General features: G+C 67.8%; 12 protein-coding genes. 11 read left to right on the forward strand and 1 reads right to left on the reverse strand.

What is annotated here, in order from left to right; all coding sequences use genetic code 11:
- The first annotated feature begins 23 nt into the window (after positions 1–23).
- From VIF40_RS16595 to VIF40_RS16635, 9 genes are all read left to right on the forward strand, one after another.
- Positions 24–1,001, forward strand: a complete 978-nt coding sequence (locus tag VIF40_RS16595; RefSeq protein ID WP_331938616.1) for a hypothetical protein — start codon at positions 24–26, stop codon at positions 999–1,001.
- Positions 1,002–1,063: 62 nt separating this feature from the next.
- Positions 1,064–2,884 carry a single-stranded-DNA-specific exonuclease RecJ gene (recJ, locus tag VIF40_RS16600; protein ID WP_331938617.1) on the forward strand — a complete coding sequence of 607 codons (1,821 nt, stop codon included), beginning with the start codon at positions 1,064–1,066 and terminating at the stop codon, positions 2,882–2,884.
- A gap of 267 nt (positions 2,885–3,151) precedes the next feature.
- On the forward strand, positions 3,152–4,114 hold the full coding sequence (locus VIF40_RS16605) for a septal ring lytic transglycosylase RlpA family protein (protein ID WP_331938618.1): 963 nt from the start codon (positions 3,152–3,154) through the stop codon (positions 4,112–4,114).
- A gap of 207 nt (positions 4,115–4,321) precedes the next feature.
- Positions 4,322–5,473: a D-alanyl-D-alanine carboxypeptidase family protein gene (locus tag VIF40_RS16610; RefSeq protein ID WP_331938672.1), complete on the forward strand. Its 1,152-nt coding sequence runs from the start codon at positions 4,322–4,324 to the stop codon at positions 5,471–5,473.
- Entirely contained in the window at positions 5,470–6,189 is a 720-nt protein-coding gene (gene tmk / locus VIF40_RS16615) for a dTMP kinase (protein ID WP_331938619.1), read from the forward strand. The genes VIF40_RS16610 and tmk overlap by 4 nt, the downstream gene beginning before the upstream one ends.
- Positions 6,186–7,259, forward strand: a complete 1,074-nt coding sequence (locus VIF40_RS16620; protein ID WP_331938620.1) for a DNA polymerase III subunit delta' — start codon at positions 6,186–6,188, stop codon at positions 7,257–7,259. Before tmk ends, VIF40_RS16620 begins: the two co-directional genes overlap by 4 nt.
- Before the next feature lie 8 nt (positions 7,260–7,267).
- Positions 7,268–7,783 carry a DNA-deoxyinosine glycosylase gene (locus VIF40_RS16625; RefSeq protein WP_331938621.1) on the forward strand — a complete coding sequence of 172 codons (516 nt, stop codon included), beginning with the start codon at positions 7,268–7,270 and terminating at the stop codon, positions 7,781–7,783.
- Between the two features lie 80 nt (positions 7,784–7,863).
- Positions 7,864–9,438 carry a methionine--tRNA ligase gene (gene metG / locus VIF40_RS16630; protein WP_331938622.1) on the forward strand — a complete coding sequence of 525 codons (1,575 nt, stop codon included), beginning with the start codon at positions 7,864–7,866 and terminating at the stop codon, positions 9,436–9,438.
- A gap of 45 nt (positions 9,439–9,483) precedes the next feature.
- On the forward strand, positions 9,484–9,996 hold the full coding sequence (locus VIF40_RS16635) for a hypothetical protein (RefSeq protein ID WP_331938623.1): 513 nt from the start codon (positions 9,484–9,486) through the stop codon (positions 9,994–9,996).
- 7 nt (positions 9,997–10,003) lie between these two features.
- On the opposite strand, the gene VIF40_RS16640 is transcribed toward VIF40_RS16635, so the two are convergent.
- Positions 10,004–10,333: a CU044_2847 family protein gene (locus VIF40_RS16640; RefSeq protein WP_331938624.1), complete on the reverse strand. Its 330-nt coding sequence runs from the start codon at positions 10,331–10,333 to the stop codon at positions 10,004–10,006.
- Positions 10,334–10,356: 23 nt separating this feature from the next.
- Between VIF40_RS16640 and VIF40_RS16645 the strand changes: the two genes are divergently transcribed.
- Entirely contained in the window at positions 10,357–11,610 is a 1,254-nt protein-coding gene (locus VIF40_RS16645) for a serine protease (protein ID WP_331938625.1), read from the forward strand.
- A 12-nt stretch (positions 11,611–11,622) separates the two neighbouring features.
- On the forward strand, positions 11,623–12,003 hold the full coding sequence (locus tag VIF40_RS16650) for a pentapeptide repeat-containing protein (protein WP_331938626.1): 381 nt from the start codon (positions 11,623–11,625) through the stop codon (positions 12,001–12,003).
- The last annotated feature ends 72 nt before the right edge of the window (positions 12,004–12,075 follow it).

Raw genomic sequence — 12,075 nt, forward strand, 5'->3', positions numbered from 1 at the left:
TATCGATGGCGATCGCCGCGCTCATGGCTGCGGAACCGAGCGTCGCCGCGCCCGTCTGGCCGAGGACATGGCTTCCTCTCGCCTCCGCGCCGATGCGGGTTCGGCTCGTGCGCGGCGCCTATCGCGATTGCGCGCCGCAATGCGACGAATGGATTTCGGTGGAAGGGACGATCGGCGCAGAGTCGCTGGCGCTGCTCCGCCGGGCGCTGGACGCCACGAAGAAGCGCAAGCTTCCCATACTCATCCATTCGGCCGGCGGCAGGGCCGACATCGCCATGTCGATGGGACGCCTCATCCGCGCCCGCGGGTTGGATGTCGTCGTCGCCCGCACGGAATTCGAGCCCGCCGCCTCGGAGCCGCGTGGTTGGGCCATGTCCAATTCGGCGATCTGCGCGTCCGGCTGCTCCATGGTGCTCGCCGGGGGCGTGCGGCGTTTCGTTGCGCCGGAGAGCTGGACCGGGGTCCATGAGGGCGTCGTCCCGGCCCAGACGGTCGTTCAGACGATCCGCTATTATCGCACGCGCACCTTTGTCCGCGGAAATCGCATCGTCGGTCGGGAGAAGGTCTTCGTCGGCGAGAAGCACGTGTCGCGGCGGTTCGGCCGTTCCGCGCCGACCGCGCGGTCCTACGCTCAACTCGCCGCTTTTTTCATCGAGATGGGCATGACGAAGCAGCTCTATGAGCTGCTGCATACGGCGCCTTCGCAGAGCATGCGCTGGCTCACGCCAGACGAATTGCTCGCAACGCGGCTCGCGACCGAGAATCGCTCCGCCGAGACGATCGTCCACACGCCTCGCGCGCCTGCCGAGCCGCCGGCGACGGCCTTTCCGGCGGCGACGCCCGCCGAAGTGGTGATCAAAGCAGCCGAACCCGCGCCCGGGTCGCTATCGGCCCCGCCGCCTCTGCCGAGCTTTCTGCGGTCGACCTCGGCCCGTCTGCATTGCGCCTTTTGCTCAGGGGCAGGCCGTAAAGGCGGTGGAGACGCTCCTCCGCCGCATTGACCCGCCGGACCGGCGCCGCGATGCTTTTCGGCAACGATTCTCTTTTCGTCGCCGGGCCCTGGATGCTGGATAAAATCGCCGGGAGCGACCGACCGCCCTTTCTCGGGGTCGAGCGCTCTATCTCGGGCCGCGTCTGGCGCGCCCGCCTGCGGCCGCATGATGAGGCCCAGGCCGCCGCCATCGGGCAGATTCACGGCCATGGCGACGCGCTGTCGCGCGTCCTGGCCGGGCGGGGGGTGACGCAGGAGACGGCGGCCGCGTTTCTCGACCCCACGCTGCGCGCGCTCATGCCGGACCCGCTGCTGCTGCAGGATATGGACGCCGCGGTCGAGCGTCTGGCGCGGGCGGTCGAGATCGGCGAGCGGATCGCCGTCTTCGGCGATTATGACGTCGACGGCGCGACCTCCTCCGCGCTTTTCGTCGAATTTCTGGAGGCGGCCGGCTGCCCGCGTCCGTTTCTCCATATTCCAGACCGCATCCTCGAGGGCTACGGCCCCAACGCCGAGGCGATCGCCGAGCTGCGGGCGCGGGGCGCGAGCCTGCTGGTGACGCTCGATTGCGGGACGACGAGCCATGCCGCGCTGGCCTCCGCCCGCGCCTCGGGACTCGACGTCATCGTCATCGATCATCATCAGGCCTCGGAGGCGCTGCCGGACGCGATCGTCGTCAATCCCAATCGCGCCGACGATCTCTCCGGCCTCGGCCATCTCTGCGCCGCCGGGGTGGCGTTTCTCGCGCTCGTGGCGCTGGCCCGCGAGCTGCGCGGGCGCGGACATTGGACCAACGCGCGGCCGCAGCCGGATCTGCTCGCCGGCCTCGACCTCGTCGCTCTGGCGACCGTCGCCGATGTCGCCCGGCTGCAGGGCCTCAATCGCGCCTTTGTGGCGAAGGGCCTCGCCGTCATGCGGGGCCGGGCGCGGATCGGCCTTTCGGCGCTGCTCGACGCCGCTCGGGTGGATGGCGCGCCGCGGGCCTATCATCTCGGCTTCGTCCTGGGGCCGCGCATAAACGCCGGCGGACGCATCGGCGACGCGGCGCTCGGCGCGCGCTTGCTGACGCTGCGCGATCCCGTCGAGGCGGCCCGCATCGCCGCCGAGCTCGATCGGCTGAACGTCGAGCGGCAGGCGCTGGAGAAGGCCACTCTCGAGGAGGCGGAGGCCGAGGCGGATCGACAGCTGATGCGCTCCAACCGCCTCTCCTGCCTCGTCGTGGCGGCGGATGGATGGCATCCGGGCATTGTCGGCATCGTCGCCTCGCGGCTCAAGGACAAGTTCAAGATACCCGCCTTTGTCATTGCGAAGACTGGTGAAATTTGTTCAGGCTCAGGCAGAGGCTCGAGTGGCGTCGACCTCGGCCGAACGGTGCGGCTCGCTGTCGAGGCGGGACTTCTTCTGAAGGGCGGGGGGCACGCGATGGCGGCCGGCGTCACGCTGGCGAGCGATCGCATCGACGCCTTCCGCGCCTTCATGGACGACGCGCTCCAGGAGGATGTCGAGCGCGCCCGCGACGCCGATGCGCTGCTCGTCGACGGCGCGCTGACGGCGCGTGGCGCGAGCGTCGAATTCGCCCGCGAGCTGGAACGGGCGGGGCCGTTCGGGGCCGGCAATCCGGAGCCGTTGTTCGTCTTCCCGGACCACCGCATTCTCGACGCCGCGGTCGTCGGCTCCACCCATGTGCGGGCGCGGATTCAATCGGGCGACGGCGCGCGGCTCGACGCCATCGCCTTCCGCGCGGTGGGAACGCCGGTCGGCGAGGCGCTGCTCCAGGGCCGCGGGCGGCTGCTGCATGTCGCCGCGCGATCGGGAGCGAATGTGTTTCGCGGCGCCGAGCGGGTGGAGACGCGCATCGTCGATCTCGCCCACCCGGATCGCGAAACATGGTGAACGCTCCGCTGCGCCGGGCGACTCTGCGGCGAAAAGGTTCGGCCGTGTCGCATTTTTGTCGCAATCGCCCCCTCTCATGGCAAAGCTCGAGGATGCGGGAGAGGGAGCGCGAGGCGCGTTAACTCTCGAGTAATTCGGGCGCGAGACATTGTGGCGTGCGGTCGCGCCGAAATCGCGAGGTTCATCGGGGTCGCCCGCAAGCGCGGCTCCCGATCATCGCGCGAACGAAGCGAACCGTCCCCCATTTCGAGCGAATGCGCGCCTGACATGCGATCGAGATCAAAACTGCCGGATTTTCGCAATTCCTTCGTGCTTCTCGGCCTCTGCGCGCTGGCGGGATGTTCATCCGCCCCGCCTGTGGCCCATAAGCTCGCACGCTCGCAGGTCGATCCGCGCTACGGCGTCGCGCCGAGCCCGCGCGTCGTCGCGGATGGCGAGGAGGTGCCGCGCGGCGGCGGCTATTACATGGTGGGCAAGCCCTATCAGATCGCCGGCAAGACCTATTATCCGAGCGAGCGCTCCTATTCGGCCGTCGGCCTGGCCTCCTGGTACGGATCGGATTTTCACGGACGCAAGACGGCCAATGGCGAGGTGTTCGACAGCGCCTCGATCAGCGCCGCCCATCCGACCATGCCGCTGCCGAGCTATGCGCGCGTCACCAATCTGCGCAATCACCGTTCGATGATCGTGCGCGTCAATGATCGCGGCCCCTATCACGGCGGCCGCGTGATGGATGTCTCGCAGCGTGTCGCCGAGGCGCTCGATTTCCACCGCGTCGGCACGGCGCGCGTGAAGGTCGACTATGTCGGCCACGCGGCGCTCGCTGGCTCCGACGACACCAAATTGCTCGCGACCTTGCGGGAAGACGGAAGGCCGGCGACGCTGCCGGGCGGCGCGCCGATCATGGTGGCGACCAATCTGCGCGAGCCGCCGAGCCGCGTCGCCCGGCTCGAGCGGGCCGAGGAGACGCAGCAGGCCGAACGCGCGAGCGCGCCCCGCGCCGAGGCGCGGGAGGAGGAGAGCGTATCCCGCGCCGAAGCGCGCGAGGTCGAGAGTCCGCGCCGCGCCGAGGCGCGCGCCGTCGAAAAAGAGCCGGTCGCAGCCCTTCCGACGCCCATTTCGGCCAAGGCGCTGGCCATGGCCAAGAGCGCGCCGCTGCCGCCGTCGCGACCCTTCGACCTCGGGGCGGCGTCGCCCCATAGCGTCCGGCTGAGGCAAGCACTCAATTAACCTCGACGGCGGTCCTCCCTGTCGAGCGCCGCGCGAGGCCGTTGCTTTCTGCCGCCCGACGCGCCACATTTTATCGGAACTCATTGCGTGAGGCCGTCGACGCCCTCCGACGGCGTTTCGAACGAAGGCGAAAGACGCGTGCCTGTCTCCCTTCCCAAATCCCCCGTCCGTCTCGGCTCTGCTCGGCTCGGCTCGGCCCTGCTCGGAATGGCCCTGGCGGCCTCCCTCATCGCGCCGACGGCGGTTTTCGCCGAAGGCTTCCAGACCATCGCGCCGCGCGCCATTCTCGTGGATGCGGGAACGCATACGGTGCTGCTCGAGAAGAGCGCCGACGACTATGTGACGCCGGCCTCCACTGTGAAGATCATGACGGCGGAGATCGTGTTCCACGAGATCGCCGAGGGACGTCTGAAGCTCGACGACGAGTTCACCGTCTCCGAGCACGCCTGGCGCAGCGGCGGCGCGCCGGCCGGCGGCTCGGCGATGTTCCTCGCCGTCAACAGCAAGGCGCGGGTCGAGGATCTGATCCGCGGCCTGGTCATCGACTCGGGCAATGACGCGGCCATCACTCTGGCGGAGGGCGTCGCCGGCTCGGAGGAGTCTTTCGTCGGCCGCATGAACAAGCGCGCCTCGGAGCTCGGCCTCAGCAAATCGATCTTCGGCAATCCCTGGGGCCAGGCCGGGCCAGACCAGAAGGTCACGCCGCGCGAGATGGCCCAGCTCTCCGCGCATGTCATCAAGACCTATCCGGACCTCTATCGCTATTTCGGCGAGAAGGATTTCACCTGGAACAAGATCCGGCAGCAGAACCGCAATCCGCTACTGACCATGAGCATTGGCGCGGATGGGCTGAAGACCGGCAATATCGACGATTCCGGCTATGGGATGGTCGGCTCCGCCGTGCAGGACGATCGGCGCCTCATCGTCGCCGTCTATGGGCTACGCACGGCCAAGGACCGGGCCGAGGAGGCGCGCAAGCTGCTGCAATGGGGCTTCCGCAATTTCGAGGAGAAGTCGCTGTTCAAGGCCAATGAGGCGGTCGGCTCCGCTCAGGTCTATGGAGGGGCCGCCGGCTCGGTGCCTTTGTCCTCGTCGAGCGACGTCAAGGTGCTGCTGCAGCGCGGCGGCTCCGAAAAGCTCTCCGGCAAGATCGTCTATGAGGGACCGCTGATCGCGCCGATCGAGGCGGGAACGAAGGTCGCCAAGCTGGAGATCCGCCGTGGCGCGACCGTCGTGCTCGAGCAGCCGCTGGAGGCCGCCGAGACCATCGAGAAAGGCTCGCTCGCGAGCCGCGCCTTCGATGCGGCCTATGAATATGCCGCCGGCGCGATCCACAATAAGCTGTCGAAGAAACAATGAGCGTAGAGCCGCCGCTCGGCCCGGCGCGTGGGCAGGACAAGGGCCGGGCCGGCAAATTCATCACGCTCGAGGGCGGCGAGGGGGCCGGCAAGTCGACGCAGATGCGCCGGCTGCAGGAGCGGCTCGCGCAAAAGGGCGTGGAGGCGATCGCGACGCGCGAGCCCGGCGGCTCGCCTCATGCCGAAGTTCTGCGCGAGGCGCTGCTCGGTGGCAAGGCGGCCTCGCTCGGCCCGCTCGGCGAGGCGATTCTGTTCTCGGCGGCGCGCATCGACCATCTCGACCGGCTGATCAAGCCGGCGCTCGCCCGCGGCGCCTGGGTGATCTGCGACCGTTTCGCCGATTCGACGCGCGCCTATCAGGGCGCGCGCGGCGGCGTCGATCCGCGGCTCATCGCTCTGCTCGAGCGCGTCGCGCTGATGGGCTCGACGCCGGACCTCACGATTATTCTCGATCTGCCGCCCGAGATCGGGCTCGAGCGCGCCCGGCGGCGGCGCGCGCCGGACGAGGCCGCCGACCGTTTCGAGCGCGAGGGAGTGGAGTTTCATCGCGGCCTGCGCCAGGCCTATCTCGAAATCGCCGCGAGCGAGCCCGGCCGCTGCTGTGTGGTCGACGCGCTGGCGCCGGAGCAGGAGGTGGCCGAAGCCCTCTGGCATATCGTCGAAGCGCGCTTCTTTCGGCCCGAGATCGTCATTCCTCTCCAGAGCGTGATCGCGTGAAGCGCGACGCAGAGGCCCCGCCGGAGAGCGACCGCTTCGCCGATACGCCGCATCCGCGCGAGACCCATGCGCTGTTCGGCCATGCGGCCGCCGAGAGCGCGCTCCTCGACGCCTTTCGGCGCGGCAAGCTGCCCCAAGCCATTCTCATCGGCGGGCCGGAGGGCATCGGCAAGGCGACGCTGGCCTGGCGCCTCGCGCGTTTTCTGCTCGCGCATCCCGATCCGTCCGCGCCGGAGGCGGCGCGCGCGCAATCGCTGTTCATCGGCGAGGAGACCGCCGTCAGCCGGCGCATCACGGCGCTGGCGCTGCCCGATCTCTTCCTGCTGCGCCGCGAGTGGAACGAGAAGACCAAGAAGCATTTCACCGAAATCCGCATCGAGGATGTGCGGCGGCTGATCCATCTCTTCCATCAGAGCTCGGGCGAGGGCGGGTGGCGGGTCGCCATCGTGGATTGCGTCGACGACCTCAATCGCTCCAGCGCCAACGCCTTGCTGAAGCTCATAGAGGAGCCGCCGGAGCGCTCGCTGTTCCTGCTGGTCGCGCATCAGCCGGGCCGCGTTCTGCCGACGATCCGCTCGCGCTGCCGCAAGCTGACGCTCACGCCGCTCGCCGAGCCGGACGTCATCGCCGCGATCCGCGCGCTCGGCGATCCTTGGGGCGCGTTGCCGGACCAGACGCTCGCCGGCGCGGCCGCCGGGGCCGAGGGCGCGGTGCGCGAGGCGCTGCGGCTGCTGGACGGCGACGGCGTCGCCTTCGATGCGGCGCTCAGGGCGATGCTCGCGCGCCTGCCGCAGGTCGATTGGCTCGCCGTGCATTCGCTCGCCGATCGGCTCGCCGGACGCGACAATGAGCAGGCTTACGAAACATTCATGGGCGGGCTCTATCGCTTCCTCGACCGCGTGGTGCGCGCCAAGGCGGGCGAGGGCGCGAGCGCGGCGAGCCTCGCCCCCTACGCGCGCGCCTGGGAGCGCATCACCGAGGCTGCGCGGGATACAGAGGTCTTCAATTTCGACAAGCGCGGGCTCATTCTGTCCATCTTCGCCGATCTCGAAGAGGCGGCGAGAGGCTAGGGGCTTCCGTGGACGCGATTCCGACCTCGAAGGGCTTTGCGCCGGTCTCCCGCGCCGACGCCCGCGTTCTGATCCTCGGCTCGCTGCCGGGGCAGGTCTCGCTGGCGCGCGTCCAATATTACGCGCAGCCGCGCAACGCCTTCTGGCCGATCATGGGGCGGCTCTTCGGCGCCGCGCCGGAGCTTGCTTACGAGGAGCGTCTCGAGCGGCTCGTGGCGAGGCGCGTCGCGCTGTGGGATGTTTGCGCGCAAGGGCGTCGGCCGGGAAGCCTGGACCAGAAAATCGATGTCGCCAGCGTCGAGACGAATGATTTCGCCGGCTTTCTCGCCGCTCACGCCGAAATCGGACTGATCTGCCTCAACGGCGCCAAGGCCGGCGATCTGTTCCGCCGCATGGTCGCGCCGACGCTTCGCGCGCCCGCGCCGCGGAGCTCGGTCCTTCCCTCGACGAGTCCGGCGCATGCGGCGATGCCCTTCGAGCGGAAGCTCGAACATTGGCAGGCGGCGCTCGCCGAATTTCTCTAGCGTTCCAACGGACCGAGAAATTTGCTGCGCTGCACGCCTGCCGCTTTCCCGCGACCGCAAAGCGCGCTAGACCGCTGTCCATGGCTGAACGTCCGACCTTCATGATCACCACCGCCATTCCTTACGCGAATGGCGCCCCGCATATCGGTCACGCCTATGAGCGTATCGCGACCGACGCTTTCGCGCGCTTCAAGCGGCTCGACGGCTTCGACGTGCTGTTCGTGACCGGAATGGACGAGCACGGCCAGAAGATGCAGCGCACCGCCGAGCGTGAGGGGCTGACCCCGCTCGAGCTCGCCGACCGCACTGCCGGCCAGTTCCAGACCATGGGCGAGACGCTGAACGCGCGCGCCGACGATGTCGTGCGCACGACGCAGCCGCGGCACGCCGATGCGGCGCTCGAAATCTGGAAGCGCATGGAGGCGGCGGGAGACATCTATCTCGCCAAATATTCCGGCTGGTACTCGGTTCGCGACGAGGCCTATTACGACGCGGGCGAGATCACCGAGGTCGAGGGCAAGAAGCTCGCGCCCACCGGCACGCCGGTCGAATGGGTGGAGGAGGAGAGCTGGTTCTTCAAGCTCTCCGCCTATCAGGAGAGGCTGCTCGCCCTCTATGAGGCGCGTCCGGACTTCATCACGCCGGAGAAATACAGAAACGAGATCGTCTCCTTCGTGAAGCGCGGCCTCAACGATCTCTCGATCAGCCGCACCACTTTCGACTGGGGCGTTCCGGTGCCGCCCAAGCCGCAGACCAATGCGCCGCATGTGATGTATGTGTGGGTGGACGCGCTCACCAATTACATCACCGCCACCGGCTTTCTGACCGGGGAGGGGGAGCGCGCCCGCTTCTGGCCCGCCGACGCCCATGTCATCGGCAAGGACATCACGCGCTTTCACGCGGTCTATTGGCCCGCGTTCCTGATGTCGGCCGGCGCGCCGCTGCCCAAGCAGATCGTCGTGCACGGCCATTTGTTCAGCCGCGGCGAGAAAATGTCGAAGTCGGTCGGCAATGTCATCGATCCGATCGATCTCGCGCAGCGCTATGGCGTCGATCAGCTGCGCTATTTCTTCCTGCGCGAGGTGCCATTCGGCCAGGACGGCAATTATTCGCATGAGGCGATCGTCAATCGCATCAATGCCGATCTCGCCAATGACCTCGGCAATCTGGCGCAGCGCTCGCTGTCGATGATCGCCAAGAATTGCGGCGGGGTCGTCCCGACGCCGGGCGAATTGACCGAGGCCGACCGCGCGCTGCTCGCCGAGGCCGCGGTCGCGCTCGGCAAGGCGCGCGAGGCGATGGACGCCTATCAGCCGCATCTGGCGCTGGCGGAGCTGTTCCGCGTCGTGGCCGACGCCAATCGCTATTTCGCCGGCGAGGAGCCCTGGGCCAAGAAGAAGACCGACCCCAAACGCATGGAGACGGTCCTCTATGTGACAGCGGAGGCGCTGCGGCGGCTGGCGATCCCCTTGCAGCCATTCATTCCCGCCGCGTCCGCGAGCTTGCTCGATCTGCTCGGCGTTCCCGCCGATGCGCGCGATTTCGCCCATGCGAGCGAGGCGCATGCGCTGAACGCCGGCGCGCCGCTGCCTGCGCCCGCTCCCGTCTTTCCGCGCTATGTGGAGGAGGGCGAGGCGCAAAGCGCCAAGAGCTGAAAGCGCCAAGAGCTGAAAGCGCCGAGAGCCGACGGGGAGACGCCCATGAGACGGTCGCGAGCGAGCCTCATTTTCGTGACCGCGACGGTTGCGGCCATGCTCTGCGCCGGCGCCCTGCACGCCGAAGCCTGGCTCGCCTATCGCAACGCCCGCTTCGGCACGACGGCCGATGTGCCCAAGGGCTGGACCATGGGCGCGGCGCCGGAGAATGACGACGGCCGCGTCTTCACCTCGCCCGACAGACAGGCCGAGATCGCCGTCTATGGCGGCTATCGCGCCTTTCAGAAGGACCAGGAATTCGCCGACCGGCTCGAGCCCGGCGAGGGCGAGACGGTGACCTACAGCAAGAAGGGCAAGGATTGGGTCGTCGTCTCCGGCGTGAAAGGCGACCGCATCTTCTATCGCCGCTCGCTGCTCTCCTGCAAAGGCGCGATCTGGAACAATGTCTCGATCGAATATCCCGCGTCGCAGAAGAAGCGGTTCGATCCGCTGGTGACGCGCATCTCGCGCTCGCTGCGCGCCGGACGCAGCGACGGCCTCGTCACCGGATGCTCGTGAGGCGGCCTCACGCCTCCTTCTTCGGCTGCTCCCAGGCGAGCTTGACCTTGAATTCCGCCTTGCCCTCGCCGGAGACGACCCAGAGATCGCAGTCGCCGGTCAAGGACGCGCCGAACTCGATCTCCACTTTCTGCGGCTTGTCGGGGATCGCCTCGACCGCGCTGCGCAAATGCTCGACCAGCACCGCGAGCGAGCCCATCGCCTTGGCGAATTGATCGGCCGACGCCTTGGCGGCGCGATCGAGAGCACCGACGGATTCGAGACCTTCGGGGCCTTCCGCGCCGCCGAAATAAATCTTCCGGCCCTCGCCGGCCTCGATTATGATATTTGCGCTCATCGTAATTCCTTTCTCCGATGGATATGCGTGAAACGGCTCTCGTTTATATCTTCACCGCCGACGAGCGAAAAGCATTCGTCGGCTGCGGCGCGTTGATCGAAGGCGATCTCATCGTCACCTGCGCCCATGTCGTCGAGGATGCGCGCGCCCTCGCGCCGAATGAGACGAGCCTGCGCATAGAGCTTCCCTTTCTCGGAGAGGCCGCTCTGCGTCACGCGACGCTGGTCCACAGCATCGGCGGCCGGGGACAAACGCCCGATCTGGCCTTTCTGCGTCCCGACGCGACGCCCGACGAAGCGCTGCGTCTGCCCTTGGCGCTCGAGAGCTACGAGGCCGGCAGAGCGGAATTGCTGGCCTTTCTCCCGACGCGCAACACCGATGATCTGATCGAAGGCGAGATCGCGGATCGGACGAATTCGAAGAGCTGGCGCAAATTCACCGCCGAGCGGGACAATCCCTATTTCGCCGAGAAAGGCTCCAGCGGCTCGCCGCTGTTCACGCCCAATGCGCCCAATCTCATGGGCGTTCTGACCCAGGTCGATTTCGGCGGCAAAGGGCAGGGCGAGGATCTGCGCGTCGGCTATATCGTCCCCGCCTCGCTCATTCGCGCGAATTTGCCGGGGGCCGAGCGCGCTTCCAGCCGGCTCGCGAGAATGTCGCCGCTGCAAATGACGAAAGCGCAGGAGCCGCCCGCCCCGACGCGGCCGGCGATCGACAAATACGCGCCGGCCTCTGGCTATGTCGCGCTCGGGCAGGGGCGCGCCGCCGAGGGCGAGGGGACGAAGGACATTCATACCGTCGTCTGCCGGCTGACCTTTCGCGGCGAGATGCGCGCGACGAGCGACAAGGGCCAGATCACTTTCGGCTATCGCAGCGCCGAGCTGTTCGTCGGCTGCGAGAACGGCCGCATGTCGCAGCCGGCCTTCGCGACGCCGGCCGCCGATCCGACGCCGCAATTGATCAGCGCCGCCGGCCGCGCCGAGGGCGGCGAGAGCTGGATCATCGCTGCGACCGACGGCGGCTTTTTGCGGGGCGACATATTCGCCCTCGCCTATGGCGGCGAGGTGGACGGGCGCGTCGCCTCGGTCGAGGTCGCGAAAGGCGAGCGGCCGCGAATGCGCGGGCGAGTCGATCTCGGCCTGCAAGTGTCGGATATGGATTTCGGCGCCTGCGGCCTGTTCGCCAAGAGCCAGGAAAAACAGAAGCAGGCGCTTCTGACGGCGCTTTTGACCAAGCATGGCGACAGGCTGCGCAGAATCGATCTCGACAGCGAATAGGACGCTTTCAAAATGGTGTTCAGGTCATCCGATCCCTTCGGTCCCCTGCCATCGGGGGCCATCGCGCAGACCGACCCGCATTCGCTTTCGCATATCTCGCTGACCGTGGAAGTCGCGGCGCGCGCCGAAAAGATCATAGCGGCGCGGCCCATGTCCTTCGCTGAAATGGCGCGGCTCGGCGATCTCGACCCGCTCACCGATTTCCGCGGCCTGACGCTGGCGGGGATCGACCTTGCCGGAGAGGATTTGCGCGGCGTCGATTTTTCGCGCGCGGATTTGCGCGGCTGCAACATCAGGCGCGCGACGGTCGATGCGACGACGCGCTTCGACGGCGCGCGGCTCGATGAGGAGGATGCCCGGTTTTTGGCTCGGAGTGTCATCGTCTCTCTGTAAACTTCAGCCTGCGGTCACTGGCGGGCAGAACGACCCTCGACTGGTCGAAGACTTGCATCGCGGTCTGAAGGA

This window comes from Methylosinus sp., from assembly GCF_036560965.1.
GTDB lineage: Bacteria > Pseudomonadota > Alphaproteobacteria > Rhizobiales > Beijerinckiaceae > Methylosinus.